The sequence below is a fragment of the Paenibacillus sp. H1-7 genome (genome assembly GCF_022354825.1).
Classification (GTDB): Bacteria; Bacillota; Bacilli; order Paenibacillales; family NBRC-103111; genus Paenibacillus_S.
The window spans coordinates 7327318-7345589 of the sequence record NZ_CP031168.1 but is presented as its reverse complement, the minus strand read 5'-3'; the positions used below and the strand labels follow the sequence as shown (position 1 = coordinate 7345589).

18 protein-coding genes are annotated in these 18272 nt (G+C 54.4%); 14 read left to right on the top strand and 4 right to left on the bottom strand.

All coding sequences use genetic code 11. The features are described 5' to 3' along the window. The first annotated feature begins 7 nt into the window (after positions 1-7). Genes DVH26_RS32450 through DVH26_RS32430 form a run of 5 tightly spaced genes read left to right on the top strand, consistent with a single transcriptional unit; the run spans position 8 to position 5922 of the window. Positions 8-1126, top strand: a complete 1119-nt coding sequence (locus tag DVH26_RS32450) for an ABC transporter ATP-binding protein (RefSeq protein WP_239629630.1) — start codon at positions 8-10, stop codon at positions 1124-1126. A 22-nt stretch (positions 1127-1148) separates the two neighbouring features. Next, positions 1149-1859 (top strand): hypothetical protein, encoded by a 711-nt coding sequence (locus DVH26_RS32445; protein ID WP_239629627.1) that lies wholly within the window; start codon positions 1149-1151, stop codon positions 1857-1859. A 6-nt stretch (positions 1860-1865) separates the two neighbouring features. Beyond that, complete coding sequence (locus DVH26_RS32440; protein ID WP_239629625.1) at positions 1866-3050, top strand: exo-beta-N-acetylmuramidase NamZ family protein; 1185 nt, start codon at positions 1866-1868, stop codon at positions 3048-3050. Positions 3051-3052: 2 nt separating this feature from the next. Then, positions 3053-4684 (top strand): beta-N-acetylhexosaminidase, encoded by a 1632-nt coding sequence (gene nagZ, locus DVH26_RS32435; RefSeq protein WP_345774020.1) that lies wholly within the window; start codon positions 3053-3055, stop codon positions 4682-4684. Then, the gene (locus DVH26_RS32430) at positions 4681-5922 is read left to right on the top strand and encodes an anhydro-N-acetylmuramic acid kinase (protein WP_239629623.1); all 1242 of its coding nucleotides are present in this window, start codon (positions 4681-4683) and stop codon (positions 5920-5922) included. Before nagZ ends, DVH26_RS32430 begins: the two co-directional genes overlap by 4 nt. Before the next feature lie 129 nt (positions 5923-6051). On the opposite strand, the gene DVH26_RS32425 is transcribed toward DVH26_RS32430, so the two are convergent. Further along, positions 6052-6276, bottom strand: coding sequence for a hypothetical protein (locus DVH26_RS32425; RefSeq protein WP_239629621.1), 225 nt, complete (start codon positions 6274-6276; stop codon positions 6052-6054). Positions 6277-6617: 341 nt separating this feature from the next. Here DVH26_RS32425 and DVH26_RS32420 point away from each other — a divergent pair, with 341 nt between their 5' ends. Together DVH26_RS32420 and DVH26_RS32415 are read left to right on the top strand one after the other, a co-directional pair. After that, positions 6618-6887 carry a hypothetical protein gene (locus DVH26_RS32420; protein ID WP_239629618.1) on the top strand — a complete coding sequence of 90 codons (270 nt, stop codon included), beginning with the start codon at positions 6618-6620 and terminating at the stop codon, positions 6885-6887. A 224-nt stretch (positions 6888-7111) separates the two neighbouring features. Then, positions 7112-8281, top strand: coding sequence for a YhgE/Pip domain-containing protein (locus tag DVH26_RS32415; RefSeq protein ID WP_239629616.1), 1170 nt, complete (start codon positions 7112-7114; stop codon positions 8279-8281). A gap of 13 nt (positions 8282-8294) precedes the next feature. Here DVH26_RS32415 and DVH26_RS32410 read toward each other — a convergent pair whose 3' ends face one another. Further along, positions 8295-9266 carry a hypothetical protein gene (locus tag DVH26_RS32410; RefSeq protein ID WP_239629614.1) on the bottom strand — a complete coding sequence of 324 codons (972 nt, stop codon included), beginning with the start codon at positions 9264-9266 and terminating at the stop codon, positions 8295-8297. A 237-nt stretch (positions 9267-9503) separates the two neighbouring features. On the opposite strand from DVH26_RS32410, the gene DVH26_RS32405 reads away from it, so the two are divergent. Continuing rightward, complete coding sequence (locus DVH26_RS32405; protein WP_239629612.1) at positions 9504-10106, top strand: TetR family transcriptional regulator; 603 nt, start codon at positions 9504-9506, stop codon at positions 10104-10106. 88 nt (positions 10107-10194) lie between these two features. Here DVH26_RS32405 and DVH26_RS32400 read toward each other — a convergent pair whose 3' ends face one another. Next, positions 10195-10770 carry a GbsR/MarR family transcriptional regulator gene (locus tag DVH26_RS32400; RefSeq protein WP_239629610.1) on the bottom strand — a complete coding sequence of 192 codons (576 nt, stop codon included), beginning with the start codon at positions 10768-10770 and terminating at the stop codon, positions 10195-10197. A 259-nt stretch (positions 10771-11029) separates the two neighbouring features. Here DVH26_RS32400 and DVH26_RS32395 point away from each other — a divergent pair, with 259 nt between their 5' ends. From DVH26_RS32395 to DVH26_RS32385, 3 genes are read left to right on the top strand one after another with little or no spacing between them, the layout of a single operon-like run. Then, a complete protein-coding gene (locus tag DVH26_RS32395) occupies positions 11030-12256 on the top strand; it encodes a quaternary amine ABC transporter ATP-binding protein (protein ID WP_275590436.1) in 1227 nt (408 codons plus the stop codon). Beyond that, positions 12228-13073 carry an ABC transporter permease gene (locus DVH26_RS32390; protein WP_239629607.1) on the top strand — a complete coding sequence of 282 codons (846 nt, stop codon included), beginning with the start codon at positions 12228-12230 and terminating at the stop codon, positions 13071-13073. Before DVH26_RS32395 ends, DVH26_RS32390 begins: the two co-directional genes overlap by 29 nt. Before the next feature lies 1 nt (position 13074). After that, complete coding sequence (locus DVH26_RS32385) at positions 13075-13977, top strand: glycine betaine ABC transporter substrate-binding protein (protein ID WP_239629605.1); 903 nt, start codon at positions 13075-13077, stop codon at positions 13975-13977. A 57-nt stretch (positions 13978-14034) separates the two neighbouring features. On the opposite strand, the gene DVH26_RS32380 is transcribed toward DVH26_RS32385, so the two are convergent. Then, a complete protein-coding gene (locus DVH26_RS32380; RefSeq protein WP_481857627.1) occupies positions 14035-14760 on the bottom strand; it encodes a polysaccharide deacetylase family protein in 726 nt (241 codons plus the stop codon). A gap of 329 nt (positions 14761-15089) precedes the next feature. Between DVH26_RS32380 and DVH26_RS32375 the strand changes: the two genes are divergently transcribed. The 3 genes from DVH26_RS32375 to DVH26_RS32365 all read left to right on the top strand — a co-directional run bounded on the left by DVH26_RS32375 (position 15090) and on the right by DVH26_RS32365 (position 18253). Then, positions 15090-15629, top strand: a complete 540-nt coding sequence (locus DVH26_RS32375) for an MOSC domain-containing protein (RefSeq protein ID WP_239629601.1) — start codon at positions 15090-15092, stop codon at positions 15627-15629. Positions 15630-15892: 263 nt separating this feature from the next. Further along, on the top strand, positions 15893-17536 hold the full coding sequence (locus tag DVH26_RS32370; RefSeq protein WP_239629599.1) for a serine/threonine protein kinase: 1644 nt from the start codon (positions 15893-15895) through the stop codon (positions 17534-17536). A gap of 18 nt (positions 17537-17554) precedes the next feature. Continuing rightward, the gene (locus DVH26_RS32365; protein WP_239629597.1) at positions 17555-18253 is read left to right on the top strand and encodes an SAF domain-containing protein; all 699 of its coding nucleotides are present in this window, start codon (positions 17555-17557) and stop codon (positions 18251-18253) included. Positions 18254-18272: the final 19 nt, after the last annotated feature.

Genomic DNA, 18272 nt, shown 5'->3' with positions numbered 1-18272 from the left:
GGAAACGATGGCACAAGTGGTGTTCAAAAACGTCCGCAAAGAATATGTAGATGAAAAAAGAGGAAGCTTCACAGCGGTAGCCGATTCGAATTTCGTCATTGAAGATAAAGAATTCGTCGTCTTCGTCGGCCCTTCCGGCTGCGGAAAAACGACCTCGCTTCGCATGATTGCAGGATTGGAAAAGCAGACGAGCGGAGATATTTACATCGGAGACCGGGTCGTCAACCAAATGCATCCCAAAGACCGGGATATTGCCATGGTGTTTCAGGATTACGCCCTGTACCCGCATATGACGATCAAGGAAAATTTATCGTTCGGGCTGCGGAATTTGAAGCGTCCCAAGGACGAGATCGAACGCAAAGTGAATGAGGCGTCAACGATTCTCGGTCTGGATGCGCTGCTCGATCGCAAGCCGAAGGAATTAAGCGGCGGCCAGCGGCAGAGGGTCGCGGTCGGACGGGCGATCGTGCGTGATCCGCAGGTATTCCTGTTCGACGAGCCGCTGTCCAATCTGGACGCGAAGCTGCGTATTCAAATGCGGGTGGAGCTGGCGGAGCTTCACAAAAGGCTGGGAGCGACGATTGTGTACGTGACGCACGATCAGGTCGAGGCGATGACGCTCGGCGAGCGGATTGTCGTCATGAATCAGGGCTTGATTCAGCAAGTCGCATCGCCTACGGTGCTGTATAATGAACCGAACAATATGTTCGTCGCAGGGTTTATCGGTTCGCCCGCGATGAATTTCATAGATGCGCGGATCGATAACGGCAAAGCGCATGTAGAGGGAACTTCGTTCGCTCTGAGTGACGAGCTGGCAAAAGGCTTGAAAGCCTATGAAGGGAAAAGCATCGTTATGGGTATACGTCCCGAGCATGTTTACGGCGAAGAGTTCGCCCCGCCATCGGCAAGCGAGCATAAAATCCGCGCCGTCGTACAGGTTGTGGAAAATTTGGGCGCGGAAAACTTGCTTTATTTCAAAGTCGGCCAGCGTATGGTCACGGCCCGGGTACATCCGGAAACGGACGCCGCCGTAGGACAAATGAAGCTGTTCGCGTTCGATCGCAACAAGCTGCATTTTTTCGATCCGGAGACGGAAGCGAGAATTATCATCGGCAAATTGCCTTAAGCGCTAGAAAGGAGTGTCCGGTATGCGTAAGCTTAGCGAAATGGTAGCCCGAACCGGGGTGCAGGTATATCGCGAAATCATATTCGTCTTTCTTCTCAGCATGATCAGCTCGGCCGTGCTTGTTCCGGTTGTGCTGCTGCTCCCTGTCGCTTTCGCCTTCATCGCGCTTATTGTTCTGTATGTTCCTTTATGCACCGGCGTCATTTACGCCTGTCACCGCAAGCTGCAGGGGGAGCGGGCGGGAATTCGTGCGATGCTGGCCGGAGCCGGGAAATATTATCTTCCTTCCCTGCTGTTCGGGCTCGTCTGCGCTTTATTCGTGCTGATCCTCGTATCGTCCTGGTGGTATTACGGCAGCAAAAACGGCACGCTGTATTTGACCCTGGCTGTGTTTCAGACGTATTTTGTCGCGATGTTTTTCGTATCGCAGCTGTATGTGCTTCCACTGGTTGTACAGGAGAAGGCGGGCATATTTACCGCTATGGGCAGGAGCATGAAGCTATTCGTCGCCCACCCCATGTATACGATCGGCGCCTTCATTCAGGCGGTCAGCATGGCGCTGCTGCTGGGGCTTACCGTAATCGGCTTCGGCTGCCTGTACTTGGGCATGCTCGGCATGTTCCTGAATCAAATTACGGCTAACGTGCTGCCAGGCAAGGAAGCCGAAGCCGTCGGGAGCGAGAACGGCAGGCTGTCTGCCGACGCCTCGAAGCTGTTTCCCAGGGAGGGATAGTGCTGTATGACGTACACTTGCGAGGTAGTGACAGGGGCAGACCGGCTTCTGTCGCTGGAAAAGGAGGTCATCGGCGGGCTAAGGATCGGATTGCTGACCAATCCTACCGGAATAACGAGCCGGTTCGAATCGCTCATCGATGTATGCGGAAGCGCGTCTTCTGCCGTGTTGACAGCGTTGTTCGCTTGCGAGCATGGAATCCGCGGAGAGAAGCAGGCCGGGGTGCTGTTCGAGGATGAGACGGATCCGCTGCTCGGCATCCCCGTGTTCAGCCTGTACGGAACGAACAAAAAGCCGACCGAAGAAATGATGAGCACGGTCGACGCCGTCATTTTTGACATTCAAGATTTGGGCGTGCGTTTTTATACGTATGTGACCACGCTTGCTTATATGATGGAGGCATGTGCGCAGTATGACAAGCGTCTCGTTGTGCTGGATCGCCCGAATCCGCTCGGCGGCATCGTCTGTGAGGGCGGGCTGCTTCAGCCGGGGTTCGAGTCGATGGTAGGCGCCGGGCCCGTTCCGTTTCGCACGGGCTTGACCATCGGCGAGTTCGCCCGTTATTTCAATTCGCGGCTCGAGAAGCCTTGTGAGCTGCAGGTCATCCCGATGCTGAACTGGCGGCGCGGGATGGAATATCCTGCAACGGGCTTGCCGTGGCTGATGCCCTCGCCTAATATGCCGACGATGGATACGGTAAGAGTGTATGCCGGGCATTGCTTGTTCGAGGGAACGAACGTTTCGGAAGGCAGAGGAACGACGCGTCCTTTCGAATTGATCGGAGCGCCATGGATCGACGGCCGCCGTCTGTGCGAGCGTATGAGCCGTCTGCAGCTTCCCGGCGTGCATTACCATCCGGTAACATTTACGCCGATGTTCTCCAAGCATCAAGGGCAGCTGTGTGGCGGGGTTCAGGCATTCGTGACTTCTCCGGGCTCGTACCGGTCCGTAATGAGCGCGCTGTATCTTTTGCATACGGTGATCGACATGCACCCGACGGAGTTTGAATGGATCGCTCCGTTCAAGGAAGGGCGCAAACCTTTCATCGATTATTTGTCGGGAAGCGACGCGGTTCGGACCGCTATCCATAAGCCGGAGGGGCTTAAGGGCATCATCTCTGCATGGGACAGTCAAGCTGGCGAATGGGAGCGAACCCGGCAGCCCTATCTTTTATATGGAGTGGATGCATAGTGGTGGAAAAGGCTCATATTACCAGTACGGCATTGGCTGCAATGGACTTGAGGCAAAAGGTCGGACAAATGATTCAGGCCGGCTTCGACGGCTTGGAGCCAAGCAAGGAAATAATAGAGCTGATCGAAAAGCATCACTTGGGCGGGGTCATATTGTTCGCCCGCAACGTTCAAGACGTGAACCAGGTCGCAGCTTTGACGGATAAGCTTCAACAGGCTGCCTTAAACTCCGGCCACATCCCGCTGTGGATCTCTATCGATCAGGAAGGCGGCATGGTAGCGCGGATTACCGAAGGAGTCGCCTTGATGCCGGGTCAAATGGCGATATCGGCGGGCGGCGATCCGGGTGCGGCATACGATGCGGCGAATCTATGCGGCCAAGAGCTAAGGACGCTTGGGATTAATATGAATTTTGCGCCGGATTTGGACGTGAACGTCAATCCGGACAATCCGGTTATCGGTGTTCGCTCGTTCGGCGAGTCTCCGCAGTCAGTGGCTGACTTTGGAGCTGAGGCAATACGAGGTTATCGGGATGCCGGTGTTGTGGCTGTCGCCAAGCATTTCCCGGGGCACGGGGACACGAATGTCGACTCGCATCTCGATCTGCCGACGATCAGCCACCCGCGGGAACGGATTGATCAGGTGGAGCTGCTGCCGTTCCATGAGGCGATAGATGCCGGCGTGGAGGCGATTATGTCCTCGCACATCGTTTTTCCGGCCTTCGAATCGAGTAAGCTTCCGGCCACGCTGTCGCCTGCCGTATTAACCGGCTTGCTGAGGGAGGAGCTGGGGTTTGGCGGCGTCATCGTCACGGATTGCATGGAAATGCAGGCGATTTCGGACCATTTCGGAACGGTGCAGGCGGCCGTCATGGCCGTGGAGGCGGGGGCCGACAGCATCTTGATCAGCCATCGCTACGAGCTGCAGATAGGCGCTATCGAAGCGATTGTTGCGGCGGTGGAGTCCGGAATAATCAGCGAGGAGCGGATCGACCGCTCTGTAGAACGGCTGCTGGCACTAAAGAGAAAACGGCTCGCAGAGGCGACTGCCTCTATGGCGATCGAGCAGGTAGGGAGCTGGGAGCACAGGGAGAAGGCAAGAGTGATAAGTGAGGCCAGCATGACTCTAGTGAAGGACGACAACGGCTATTTGCCCTTGCAGCATGCGGATACGCTGGTGATCCAGATGGAGGCGGCGGTTTCGTCCGTTGTCGACGAAACGCTTCATATGCCGCTGACCTTGGGCAGAGCGTTATCGGCCGCCGGAATTCGGACCGAAGAACGGATGATTCCCGCCTCGAAAGCAGGCGAAGAGCTTGAAGTCTTGCACGAGCTGGCGGAACGCTTCGAGCAAATCGTCGTCGGCACCTACAATGCATCGTTCCATCCCGGTCAAGTACAGCTGGTCAAGGAGCTGCAGAGGACGGGGAAACGGCTGATTGTTGTAGCTCTTCGTAATCCTTACGATATAAAACAATTCCCGGATATATCAACGTATCTCGCCGCCTATGAATCGCGGCCGCTGGCATTGCAAAGCATCGCTAGATGCTTGACCGGGGTTATTCCGGCCAAAGGCCGGCTGCCTGTAACGCTCGGCCCCGAATACCAAGCAGGATGGGGAGGGAGTCGGTTGTGAGGGAAGGCAGTTTTCCGATGTGGGCGTCATATAGAGCCAAACAACGGCATTTTGTTATCGGCATTATGTCCGGAACATCGCTGGACGGTGTGGATGCGGCTTTGGTTCAAATCGATACGGATACCGGTGCTGATTCAGGAGGCACTATCAAGTCTTTAACCATGGCAGCATTCCAATACGTTCCGTTCTCTAAGGAGCTTCGCGATAGGCTCATCCGCTTGTGCGCGGTCGACACCGCTAGGTTGGATGAGCTTGTAACGGCCCACTTCGGGGTGTCCGAATGGTATGCCCATGCGGTTCAGCTTCTATTGCAATCGGCGGGGATGAAGCCGTCGGAGGTCGATGCGATAAGCATGCATGGCCAGACGATTTGGCATGCGCCGGAGCGGAGCGATTTCCCGGGTCCGACCGGACCTGTAGCTGTCCGCTCGACGCTGCAGATTGGCGAAACCGCCGTGGTCGCCGAACGAACGGGCATCCACGTCATTGGCAATCTGCGTGCCCGCGATATGGCTGCGGGAGGTGAAGGAGCACCGCTGGCTCCATATCTGGACAGCCTGCTGTTCGGGCATCCGGGTGAGGGGCGCATCGTGCAAAATATCGGCGGCATCGGCAACGCCACCGTCATTCCGGCACGTTCAACCGGTGAAGAGGTGTACGCTTACGATACCGGGCCGGGCAATATGGTCGTCGACGCATTGGTCCGTGAAGAGAGCGGAGGCAGGCTGCAGTACGATGAAGGCGGAGCCATTGCCGCCTCGGGCGAGGTTTGCGAGGAGCTGGTTGCGTTGTTTTACGACAGCGACGAGTTTTATCGGCGGGTTCCTCCCAAAAGCACGGGCAGGGAAGTATACGGCTCCGATTACGCTGCACGTTTTTTGGCGGAAGGCAGACGCAGGCAGCTCCGCTTTGAAGATATTGCCGCCTCGGCGACCGCGTTGACGGCCCGATCGATCGTACAGTCGTACGAGCAATTTGTTTTTCCGGCAACGGGGATCGGGGAAGTGATTGTTTCGGGCGGAGGCGCGCATAATAAGACGATGCTCTCCATGATGCGCAGCATGCTCCCGGACAGCACGAAGCTTTCGACCACTGCCGAACACGGCATGCAGGACGATGCGCGCGAGGCGATTGCCTTTGCCGTGCTGGGGCACCAGTCGCTGATGGGCAAGCCCGGCAATTTGCCGGCGGTGACGGGTGCGGATAAGCAAGTGATATTGGGCCATTTAACGCTATAAAAGCGCTTACAGGGAAGTCCGCGGCAGTGCGGGCTTCCCTGCTTTTTGCGCATATTTCGCATGTCGTTCAGGCTTTGACTTATAAATGATGCTAACGCTTAAGGCTTCAATCAAGCTGCTGCAGCCGCTTTACTTCATAAATTGCATCCATAACCCGACGATCAGCATGATGGTTGCCGAGGCAAAGAAAAAGTAGCCGAAATATCGGATTGGGGATGGCATGGAATCCAAGTCGGCCTTTTTCGGCGTTCCGCCGCCTTCGATTTTTTGCATATCCAGCATTAGAGGATTGACGTATTCGGCTTCGGAATCGGTTCGTGCCGGCTCCGGCTTGGTTTCGTGCGTTTTTTTCATGGGATCCCTCCTAAGAGCTTTCCGAAGGAAAGCTGGCTTCGAAAGCATTACTGAGTTTTGCGAGGAGCAAAACTTACTTCGAAAGCATGATGCTTAGCCTCCAGAGGAAAAGGGGACAAGCTTGCTAGCGCTTTTCCATCTGTGGAAATATTTATTAACTATTTTGACGCATTTTATTCCCAAAAGTTGCTTGTACGAAACTGCGTTTGTACCGCTTTTTCAAGGGCTAGCGTCTAATTTTTCGGGATATGGGTGAATAGCCGTGTTCCAAGTAGGTGTATTGCCATAGACTGTTGGTGTGTTCGATAGGAGCACGCCCTACAAATTACGGAGGTGTCCTCATGGAAAAATACAAACCGATGCCAATGCCAATGACTTCCCCTGCGATGCAAATGCCTATGGGTCCTGCGCCAATATCTGCACCAATGACTGCGCCAATGTCTTACCCTATGGGACCGGTTAATGTTCATGCCAGCTACGAAGAAATCAACATTTACGGGCCGAAAAAACATCACCATCATGGTTGCCATGTAGGCGGGGTATCATCAGCAGGAACAATTCTGGTTCTGTTCATTCTGCTCGTGATCATCTTGCGCTGCGGCTTAAAATGACACAGTAGGTAATGCGCGTGCTGATTAACGCGCTGCTACTGCCATGATGGGAAGGCTCCTTACTCTTTCGGGTGGGGGTGGGGAGCCTTTCGCGGGTGGCCTTCGGCGGCGGCGAGCCATGAAACCGAGAAGCTGTTGACAGGACCGACATATAGCTTTTATAATTTAAACAAACGTTTAATTAAAATAAACGTTTAAGACCTACATAGAGGAGAGATTCATACATGCTGCCTGCGCTGCGCGAGTATTTGAAAAGACCGACGACGATCATAGGGATCGTTACGGCCATGATGTTCCAAATTATTTTTAGCGTCATCTGGATGACCGGATACGCAGGGGTTACGGACAATACCAGGCATCTGAAAATTGCTGTAGTGAACGAGGACAGCGGAATGGGTCGTACCATCGCTGAGAAAGTAAAGGCAAGCCTGCCTTTCGAGATCCGTGAGGAAGCGTCCCATACGGAAGCGCTGGCCCAATTGGAACGGAGAGACGTGCAAATGGTGCTTCACATACCGGCCGATTTTACCCGGCAGCTTCAATCCGCCGGACAAAAAGGGCAGATCGGCTACACGATCAACGAATCCAATCCTGCTTTAATCAAAAGCATCATGCAAGGTGTCGCCAATGGCATCACCACGACGGTGAACAAAGAAGCTGCAGCGGCGGGAGCGCAGGCTGTTTTGGCGCAAACGAATATGGCTCCGCAGCAAGCCCAAGGGATCGCTCAGGGGATCGCGGACAAAGTGCAGGGGGCCATCGAATATACGCATCCGGTCCGCAATATGGCGAATCAAATGATTCCTATGATGCTGGTGCTAGCTTCCTTCGTCGGCACAATGATTATGGGGATGAATTTGCAGCAGTCGACGCTATCGATCCCATCCACCGAATTGACGGGCAAATGGGGTAAATTTGGTGCGAGAATGATCATCAACATCGCTTCATCCGTCGTAATTGCATTGGTAGGCTGCTCGCTTGTGATGGCGCTTGGAGGCGAATCGGCCGGGGGTTTTGTGGCGATGTGGCTGTTCCAGACGTTATTTTTGTTCACGTTTATGCTGTTCTCCCAGCTGTTCCTGCTTGCTTTCGGCATGGCGGGAATGCTGTTTAACATAGCGATGCTGTCCGTTCAGCTCGTCTCTTCGGGAGCGATGGTGCCGCGGGAGCTGCTGTCGAGCTTCTATTTGACGCTTAGCGATTATTTGCCTGCTACGTATGCCGTCGAAGGAATGATGAACATCTTGTTCGGTGGACCGGGAGCAGGCTCCGATGCAGGGGCGCTGGCGATCATCGCTCTGGTATGCGGGGGGCTGGCTACCGCGGCAGTCGGCTTGCGCAAGGAAACGGGCGCACGTACCGCTCCTTCCCGGCCGGAATTATCCCGAGCCTAACCCGCCCGCCGGATTAAGGAGCAACGTAGCAATGACGGGTCTGCTCGCTGCGGCTGCTCACTGTGTATGATCCGTCTTTGGTATATTGCGGCGGGTCTTTCACCATACGGTAAAAGAGAATCCGGTAAAAAGAAGGCAGCGGAACCGGCTGTCCGGATTCCAGCGGCTGGATCTTTTTTTTGTCGATCGCAAAAGCCGTTTCGGACGGACCGGGGACATGGCTGCTCCAAAGCTGCCCGTCTACCGAAATGCCGAATCCGTCTCCATCGGCTTGCCCGGGAGGCAGCAGGTCTTTAACGGAATGATCGGTCAACGTTTGGATCAGGGAAGCCATTCGTACATGCTGAACGGAGAGCGGACGAGACGGGCCTGTGCCGCCGTTCGTTGAGACGGAAGGCTTCCTCGGATCTTTAGGGTGCGTCTGGCTGTACTGAATACGATATTCGGATTGATCCGGGTCAAGTGTGATGGCATAGTAAACGGCATGATCCGTATTCGAATCGCGGACCAGATTCATGTTTAACTGCTCGAGCGTCCCGTCAGGCTCGAAGTTGACGCGGACGTCCTGTACGATGGCATCGGTTCCGGTGTAGCGGGATATTTCGTTCCAGTCGCTCTTCCAGTTCATCTGGTAAATGTTCGAGTCGGATGCAGGAACGTCCACTTGGTGGCTGGACACATAATGGTCCGGCAGCAGATGATAGACGAAGCCGCTCAAAAACACCAGGAAGCCGACAAATACGGCTTTGCGTTTCGGAGCCGGATTCAATACCGGGCGGAAACACAACAAATATGCCGCTATTCCAAGCGGGATGGACAGAGAGTTCCAGCTGAAGGAGAAGCAGCCGAGCATAAAATAGCCTAACAGCTTCAAGGCAAATCCATTTTCCAGGTGTTCCCGTTTCCGGTAGATGAAATAGAGCCCGATAAGCGCTACGGTCTGAATGACAATACCGGTATAACTTAAAATCGCTATGTCGTACACAATGCATGGTCCTCTCTACAATGATGGGATTACCTCTCCCGGAATGATCGACGACGAACGGGCGGTTATTGTTGCATCAATTAGGATAAATAAGTACCGTACGGGAGTGAATGGAGCTGCTTTGCAATCGCTTGCGCTCCGCCCAATAAAGTTTCATAATAGAAGAAATGCAGCAATAAGAAAAGAGCATGGCTTGCAGCTGGGAGCTCTCATAAAGGAATATGTAAGGAGATACCAATGGCACACGCGGAATCGGATATGAAAATACGCATTTTGCTGGCAGCCAAAAAGCTGTTTGCTCTGCAAGGGTTTGACGGAACAAGCGTCCGGCAAATTTGTGAAGAAGCGGGCGCGAATGTAGCGCTGGTTTCGTACTATTTTGGCGGCAAGGAAAAAGTGTTCCATGCCTTGTTCGATTATTTTTTCGTCGGTCATCGCCTGCATGAGGTGGAGGAGCAGCTAAGAGAGCCGGTGAAAGGACTAGGGCTGCTGATCCGGGAGATCGTATGGTTTTGCATGAACGACCCGGAGCTGGCTTCCATCATTCAGCAGGAGTTTGCTGCGAACTCGCAGCGTGCGCCGCAAATTCAAGAGCGGACGTTACCCTTCTGGATGAAAATAAGGGAGATGCTCGAAAAGGGAAAGCAGGCCGGACGGTTTCGCTATGAATCGTTGGACCACACTTTGATTTTCGTTGTAAGCACGGCCTTGTCGATGAAAAAAGCGACCATGCTTCAGCCGCTCTTAGCCGGGCGGGAAGCTACCGTAGAGGAAACGGCGGAATACGCCTGTCTGTTTATCATGAGGGCGCTCGGTGCGGCGGATGGCGGCGAGGGCTGATGCGGTAAAATAGAAAGCCAAGGATCTTATCGATCGCTTGGCTTTTTTGTTTTTCCTCACTCTTGAAGTACGTCGCTCTATGGTTGGCTTATTTGCCGTCGTTGTCGGGCGCTTCCTTGGGAATAAACTGATAAATGTCTCCGGATTCGAACGAATCTATAAGCTTTCCGAGCCAAGCGTAGTAGGCAAGAGCTTCTTTGATTTTATGCGTATCGGCGGCCAGCTGGGCTTGAAACGATTCATCGTCCGGATAACGGTCCGTCAAATCGCGCAGCTCGGCCAATGACTTGCGCAGCGACTGCTGGTTAATTTCCACCGCTTTGCGCCACTTGATTCCGAAATAATCGGCGAAGGTTTGATACCAGTCCGATTCCACCTCATAAAGATCTTTCCGCGATCCTTTTTCCCACACCTGATTGACCATCTTCAGATCGAGCAGCGTACGAATCCCCATGCTCATGCTCGTCTTGCTCATCTCCATGGCCTTGCCCATATCGTCAAGCGTCATCGGTTTATTTTGGAAGAACATCAAACCGTATAAAAGTCCGTGGGACAGAGTGATCCCGTACAAATCCATATTTTTGCCGATGGACTCAATGACGCGCTTACGCGCTTTCTGAATCGCGATTTCCTGCTCGGGTGTCATTCCTTCGAGCCCGTCCATATTGCACACTCTCCTCTGTCGATGTCCTAAATCCGGATCGCCCGCCTGATTAGAACTCACGACTATTGTAAAAAACAATGCAACGATTGTAAAGCGGCCGTTAAGCAAACATAACGGAGCATACGGGAGGAAATGAAATAAAACATTGTACAGTTTTTTCTGTACGTACGAAATAAACTAAAAAAAGTGTTGACTCATCAGATTGCTTTCTTTACACTTAGTTAAGTGAACTGGAAACAAACTGGAATGAGGTGATACCTTGGCCATTATCGAGGTGAAGGAGCTAACGAAGGTGTTCGGCCCTAATCCGGAAAGTGCGCTGATGCACCTTGCGAATGGGAAGTCGAAAGAGCAGATTTACAAAGAAACGAAGCATACGATAGGGGTCAACAAAGTCAGCTTTACGATCGAGCCCGGGGAGATCTTCGTCATTATGGGCTTGTCGGGAAGCGGGAAGTCCACGCTCATCCGTCTCTTAAACCGTCTGATTGAGCCGACGGCCGGATCGATTGCCGTGCACGGCAAAGACATCGTCAAGATGAATCAAGAGGAGCTAAGGCGGGTACGGAGAGAGCAGATCAGTATGGTATTTCAAAAATTCGCCTTGTTCCCGCATCGCACCGTTGTTGAAAATGCGGAATACGGCCTGGAGGTTCAGGGCATAGACAAAGCGGTCCGCAGGGAAAAGGCGATGGCGTCGCTGGAGCTGGTCGGCTTGAAGGGCTGGGAGCACAGCTATCCCGACCAGTTGAGCGGAGGCATGCAGCAGAGGGTCGGTCTTGCGAGAGCGCTTGCCAACGACCCGGATATTTTGTTCATGGATGAGGCGTTCAGCGCGTTGGATCCGCTTATTCGCAAGGATATGCAGGACGAACTGCTGGAGCTTCAGGAAACGATGAAAAAAACGATCGTCTTCATTACGCACGATCTGGATGAAGCGCTGCGAATCGGAGACCGGATCGCGCTTATGAAGGACGGAGCCATCGTACAGATCGGCACGCCGGAAGAGATTATGATCAATCCGGCCAACGAATACGTGGAACGGTTCGTCGAAGATGTGGATTTGTCGAAAGTGCTGACAGCGGCGCACGTCATGCGGAGACCGGAAACGATCGCTCTGGACCGCGGGCCGCGCGTTGCCCTTCAGCTTATGCGCGAAAGCGGCATATCGAACTTGTTCGTCGTTGACCGGTCCAAGCGGCTGATCGGCGTTATTACGGCGGAGGATGCTTCCGCGGCTGCGCGGGAAGGCCGGACGCTGGAGGATATCGTCATCCGGAACGTTCCTACCGTAGCGCCGGAGATGCTGCTGAACGAATTGTTTGAAATAAGCGGGACGGCCAAATATCCCGTTGCCGTTATTAATGAGACTGGCCGTATTGTCGGCGTCATTGTGCGCGGAGCCGTGCTGGGGGCATTAGCAGGGCAATATTCACCGGTGAAGGAGGTGACGGCGGATGAGCATGCTGCCGAAGCTACCTCTTGATGAATGGGTGGAGAGCGGAGTCGATGCGCTGGGCTCGTCATTATCGTTTTTCTTCGACGGCGTTTCGGGGTGCATTGAAGGGATTGTTGAAGGCTTCTCCTTCTTGCTGCACCTGCCTCCGGCACTTATCATGATAGTTTTGCTGGGGGGATTGGCCTATTGGTTCGGGAGGCTGCCGCTGGCGCTGTTTACCGTGATCGGGATGTATTTGATCGTCAATCTGGGCTACTGGGAGCACACGATGGACACGCTGGCGTTGGTGCTGACTTCCGCTCTCATTTCGATAGCGCTTGGAGTGCCTAGCGGAATCCTGTGCGCCAAAGACCAGAGAGTACAAAATATATTAACGCCTGTGCTCGATTTCATGCAGACAATGCCGGCGTTCGTGTACTTGATTCCCGCCGTTACCTTTTTCGGCTTGGGGGTCGTACCCGGAGTGATCGCGTCCGTTATTTTCGCCGTTCCGCCAACGATCCGGCTGACCAATCTGGGTATAAGGCAGGTTCCAGCCGATTTGGTGGAAGCCGCCGACGCATTTGGCTCGACATCCGGGCAAATGCTGTTCAAGGTTCAGCTGCCGCTAGCGGTGCCTTCCATCATGGCAGGCATCAATCAGACGCTTATGCTTGCTCTATCCATGGTCGTCATTGCGTCCATGATCGGAGCACAAGGAATTGGCGCCGACGTCTACAGGGCCGTTACGCAAATTAAAACGGGGCAAGGGTTTGAAGCCGGACTGGCGATTGTCATTTTGGCCATCTTTTTGGACCGGATGACACAGCATTTAATGAAAAGAAAAAGAAAAGGGAGAGGGTAATATGAAAATAAAACCTATTAAATCGATATTAGTACTAAGTATTTCTGCACTTATTATTGTATCCGGTTGTTCCAAAAGTACGAATTCGAATGCGAATGCCTCGCAAACGGTCGGAGATCAGGTGAAGCACGAAATTATCGGAATCGACCCTGGAGCCGGAATTATGAAATCGACGGCGCAGGTGCTCAAGGATTACGATCTAAAGGACTGGAAGCTTGTCGAGGGCTCGGGCGCAGCCATGACGGCGGCTTTGGACAAAGCGATCAAGGATAAAAAGCCGATTGTCATCACGGGTTGGACTCCGCACTGGATGTTCGGCAAATACGATTTGAAATATTTAAAGGATCCGAAAAACGTGTTCGGCGGAGACGAGCAAATTCATACGATTGTGCGCAGCGGCCTTAAGACGGATGAGCCTTCGGCCTACAGCGTGCTGGATAAGTTCGAATGGACGCCTGAGGATATGGCGAAAGTGATGGTGGACATCCAGAACGGGAAAAAGCCGGAGGAAGCGGCTGCGGAATGGGTTAAAGGCAACGCGGCCAAAGTCGATGCCTGGAGCAAAGATGCGGCCAAAGCGGACGGCAAAAAGCTGAAGCTCGCTTACGTCGCATGGGATTCGGAGATCGCAAGCACGAATGTGATCAAGCAGGTGCTCGAAACGAAGCTTGGCTACAAGGTGGATTTGCTTCAGGTTGAAGCGGGACCGATGTGGGCCGGAGTCTCAAACGGCGATGCGGACGCGATTGTAGCGGCTTGGCTGCCGACGACGCATAAAGACTATTACGACAAGTATAAAGGAAAATTTGAAGATTTGGGCCCGAACTTGAACGGAACCAAGACTGGTCTTGTCGTCCCTTCGTATGTGAACCTCGAATCGATTGAAGATTTGAAAACGAAATAAAACGAAGAAAAGAGCAGCTTGTCCGATTTTTTCGGCGGCTGCTCTCTTTTATGCCCATTATTTCAGATCGTCGGCCTGCTTAACAGGGGTATGCTTGCTGTAAGTCAAAAGCTCGGAAATGGTGACGAACCGGTAGCCTCTGTCTCTTAGCTCCGGCAAAATTTGTTTCAACGCAGGGATCGTTTGCGTTTTGCCTTCTACATAATCATGGAACAGGACAATGTCGCCATTGCGGGCATTGTTGAGCACGGTGGACGTTATTTTGCCAACGCCTGGCGTGTTCCAGTCGTTAGTATTTTGATGCCAAGACCACATGACGACCTTGAAACCTTCTTTTTTGGCGATTCGTACGAGCGTGTCGTTGTAGTACCCGCCAGGCGGCCGGAATAGATGAGGTCTAAGCCCGCTTGCTTTAAAAATAGCCTCCTGCGTCTTGCTCAATTCCTCTTTGAATTGCCGCTCGGATACTTTGTTGCTGAAATACAAGTGCCTGTACGTATGATTGGCGAGCTCATGCCCTTCGTCGGCTTCTCTCTTGACCAAGTCGGGGTATCTTTCGGCTTTATTGCCGATGATGAAGAAGGTCGCTTTGACATCGTATTCCTTCAGCAAATCCAGAATATACGGCGTATCCTCCGGATCGGGGCCGTCGTCAAAGGTCAGAGCAATGACTTTCTCTTCGGTCGGAACCTCCCAGACGACTTCGCCTCTTTTTTCGTAATACTGGCGTCCTTTCCCTTTGCTCGGCGCCGCCGCTATAGCGGACCCAAAAGCAAGCAGCATGCAGCTTGAAAGCACGAATACTTTCACTTTTGAACGATGCATAACCCATGGCCTCCTGTAATTTCGTGCTCATTCCATTGCTTCATAGGCTTCCCTAATAGCATAAAATTACCCATCCATCCAATTCCCATTATTTCCTAAAAAGTGATCATTCGCAGAACTTTATCCGGAACTGACCATTGGATAGTATCGTCCTGATTCGATAAGTTATAATAGAGGGATGACCGGTTCGGTATACAAATACGGAGCTTAAATTATGCGTTGGGGCGTTGGGGGAACAGAATCCGTATGCTTGTCGACTGAAAGGCATGGTTAAGGAGGGGAAGCCAATGAAAGTATATGAAGCGGTTACCGATGCGGTATTGGCGGCACGAGATACCGATCATTTTATTACGTCGCGGGAGCCTCGGATTACAATTGAGCTTGGAGGGATTCCCGGCGACCGGCACTTTGGGCTATTGCGGCCGGCAGATTCGAGACAGCGCATTTATCCTCGGGGGACGATGATTGCGAACCGGAGGCAAATCAGTATCGTTTCCGCAGAAGAGTGCGCCCAAATTGCGGAGGCTCTGGGGATTGAGCAGGTGCTTCCGGAATGGCTTGGAGCCAATATGCTGCTAAGCGGGTACGAGGGGTTAACGCTGCTGCCTCAGGGAGCAAGGCTCTTATTCCCCGATGGGACGGGACTGATTTGCGAAGGGGAGAATTTGCCCTGTATCGGTCCGGGGGAAGCGATCGCACGGACGACGGGCAAGCCTGAGATTGCCGCGGCCTTCGTAAAGGCAGCCAAGAAGAAGCGGGGCATCGTTTGTTCCGTAGAACGGGAAGGAACGGTTAATGCGGGCGATACCGTCCGAATTTATACATAAGCAAAGCGGCAGGTTAGCTGTCTTGCTGCAAGACCGAGAAAGAACGGCAGTGGGCATGAAAGAGTTTTTTATTGCATTTGTAAGGAATATATGGTAATTTATATACAACATTTGGTAAACGTGAGCGGAAGAACCGCCTCTGCCATGCGCATGTCGCATGGAGGGGCGGTTTTTTTGCTGTTCAGAAATGGTTGTTCAGCCTGTAAACAGGCTGAATCCGTACAATCAAAGGCTGGAACTAGAACATGATGGAGGCGATCTGCATGGATGAACTGCCGCAAAGGCTGAAGCCGGGCGATGTGCTTGGAGGGCGATACCGGATCGAGGCGCTTATCGGACAAGGAGGAATGAGCACCGTTTACTTGGCGGAGGATATGCGCTTGCCAGGCAAGAAGCGCGCCGTCAAGCAATCCCGGCAGGAGGAGGGAGTCCGCGCCAGCCTCGCCGAGGCCAATATGCTGGTCAAGCTGAACCATCCCAATCTGCCGGATATCGTCGACTACTACGGGGCGGAACGGGAAGGCCGCTTTAACTATTTGGTGATGGATTATATCGAGGGGGAAACGCTGCTGCAGCGATTCGAGCGGCAAGGTCGGCGTATGCCGGCAAGCCAAGTGAGCGAATATGCTTTGCAGCTGTGTGATGTGCTGGACTATTTGCACGGGCATTTGCAGGATCCGATCATTTATCGGGACTTGAAGCCGTCGAATTTGATGATCGATGTGCATGAGCGGTTGTGGCTGATCGATTTTGGCATTGCGCGCAGCTATCGAATCGGGCAGGATGCCGATACGGTTCCGATCGGTACGATCGGCTTTGCCGCGCCGGAGCAATTTGCCGGACGGCAGACGGATGCGCGGACCGACTTATACGGGCTTGGCGCGCTGATGTATTACCTGATGAGCGGCGGGCAATACCGGCACGCCGCTGGCAAGCATTTGCGCGAGCTCGATGCCGGGCTGCCTCCGGGCCTTGCGGAGCTGGTGGAGAAGCTGCTGCAGGCCGAGCCCGACTCGCGCTGCCAAAGCGCTGCGGAGGTGCGCGGCGAGCTGCAGCGCCTGCTCACGGAGCAGCGGGCGCAGGACAGCCGGCGGCGGGAGCGGCAGCCGCTGCTCGTCGCCGTAGGCGCGCTGTACGCCGGCGCAGGCGCCACGTTCGCGGCGCTCGCCCTGGCCCGCGCGCTGCATGGGCTCGGCGTGCCGCACGCGCTGGCGGAGCCGCCGAAGCAGCAGCCGGAGCTGTACGCGCTGCTGTTCGGCGAGAAGCACGCGCCTGCGGGCTACCGCTGCTACACCGAAGCAGCGGGCGAGCCCGCGCTGCGCGAGGCGGCGTGGGCGGACGGCTGCACGCTGTGGCTGCCGGCCGCCCCGGCCGCGGAAGCGGCGCGCGCTCCGGCGCAGCCCGCTGCAGCCGCAGCCGCGCGCTGGCTGCGAAAGCTGCTCGCGCTGGAGCGGCCGCTCGTCCTCGTCGACATCGGCGACGAGTGGCACAGGCACGACGTCCGCGAGCTGCTCAGCGTCGCGGCGGAGGTGGTATACGTTGTGGACCCGATGGTCCACAAGCTGGATCTTGCTGCGACGCGCAGCCGTCTGCAGCTGCTTCATGAGCTGCGGGCCGCAGGCAAACGCGTGCACGGCATCGCCAACAAGACCGTCGCGTCGAAGCATACGGGCCAGTGGCTGGGCATCCTGCCGGAGCCGCCTGCCTGTCTGCTGCCTGCAATCGACGCGCTCAAGGTCGCGGAGGCAAGCTGGCTCGGCCAGCTCGTGCAGGACCGGCCGGGCATTCAGCAGCAGCTGGCACGGGCGGTGTACCCTTGGCTGCGCAGCTGGCTGCCGCACGAGGCTTATGCGGCCGATGCCGGCGGGGCCAAACGAACGCTGCGCAAGCTTTGGAAAAACGGTTAATACGGAAGAAGGGGCACGATGAATTTTTGGTATAAATGCGTTTATTACGTTCTGGTTGTCGGTTTATGTTTGTCGGGTCCTGCTCTGTTAATAGTCTGGAAGTGGGGAATCGAGCCGCGTTGGGGTACGGTGGACGTCATTCAGGCGGCGCGTACCGTTGACCGGGGAGCCCGCCTAACCGAAGCCGACCTGAAGACGGTGAAGGTGAAAAAAGAGCTGCTGGTCGGCGGCGCCGTCGTTCGTCTGTCGGATGCCCTTCAGCAGGAAACGACCCGGGCCATCCGGGCGAACGAGCAAATAACGGATGCGATGCTGAATACGGAGCATCTTCTCCCCGCTCCGGGCCAGTGGAACATGCCGCTGCCTGCAGAATGGATGTTCGGCAAGCCTCCGGGCAGCCTGCTGCGCGGCGACCGGATTTCCCTGCTGCTCGTGCAGAAGGAGGAGGCCAAGAAGGCTGACGATAAATCAGGCCAGGAGCTGACCCGGGAGAAGCTGGAGCAGCTCAATATTCCGTTCGAAGAGGAGAAGAAGCTGCAGAAAATGGTCGTTAGCTACGCTAAAGGAACGAACAACCAGGAGGTGTCTTCCTCCGACGACCGCAAGAAAACAACCGGTGTCGTCAATACGGTGGAAATTATTGTGAACGAGGAGCAAAAGGAGCTGATCCGCAAATACGGATCGAAGGGGTACCGGTTTTTGATTGTATATCGATGATCCATCTTGAAGGAGGCGT

Excerpts from the sequence above, each read along its gene's own strand:
- DVH26_RS32440 (WP_239629625.1), top strand. The coding sequence starts at position 1,866 with ATGACGTACACTTGCGAGGTAGTGACAGGGGCAGACCGGCTTCTGTCG.
- DVH26_RS32420 (WP_239629618.1), top strand. The coding sequence starts at position 6,618 with ATGGAAAAATACAAACCGATGCCAATGCCAATGACTTCCCCTGCGATG.
- DVH26_RS32450 (WP_239629630.1), top strand. The coding sequence starts at position 8 with ATGGCACAAGTGGTGTTCAAAAACGTCCGCAAAGAATATGTAGATGAA.
- DVH26_RS32365 (WP_239629597.1), top strand. The coding sequence starts at position 17,555 with ATGAATTTTTGGTATAAATGCGTTTATTACGTTCTGGTTGTCGGTTTA.
- DVH26_RS32380 (WP_481857627.1), bottom strand. The coding sequence starts at position 14,760 with ATGCTGCTTGCTTTTGGGTCCGCTATAGCGGCGGCGCCGAGCAAAGGG.
- DVH26_RS32375 (WP_239629601.1), top strand. The coding sequence starts at position 15,090 with ATGAAAGTATATGAAGCGGTTACCGATGCGGTATTGGCGGCACGAGAT.
- DVH26_RS32385 (WP_239629605.1), top strand. The coding sequence starts at position 13,075 with ATGAAAATAAAACCTATTAAATCGATATTAGTACTAAGTATTTCTGCA.
- DVH26_RS32370 (WP_239629599.1), top strand. The coding sequence starts at position 15,893 with ATGGATGAACTGCCGCAAAGGCTGAAGCCGGGCGATGTGCTTGGAGGG.
- DVH26_RS32405 (WP_239629612.1), top strand. The coding sequence starts at position 9,504 with ATGGCACACGCGGAATCGGATATGAAAATACGCATTTTGCTGGCAGCC.
- DVH26_RS32390 (WP_239629607.1), top strand. The coding sequence starts at position 12,228 with ATGAGCATGCTGCCGAAGCTACCTCTTGATGAATGGGTGGAGAGCGGA.
- DVH26_RS32400 (WP_239629610.1), bottom strand. The coding sequence starts at position 10,770 with ATGGACGGGCTCGAAGGAATGACACCCGAGCAGGAAATCGCGATTCAG.
- DVH26_RS32425 (WP_239629621.1), bottom strand. The coding sequence starts at position 6,276 with ATGAAAAAAACGCACGAAACCAAGCCGGAGCCGGCACGAACCGATTCC.
- DVH26_RS32415 (WP_239629616.1), top strand. The coding sequence starts at position 7,112 with ATGCTGCCTGCGCTGCGCGAGTATTTGAAAAGACCGACGACGATCATA.
- DVH26_RS32445 (WP_239629627.1), top strand. The coding sequence starts at position 1,149 with ATGCGTAAGCTTAGCGAAATGGTAGCCCGAACCGGGGTGCAGGTATAT.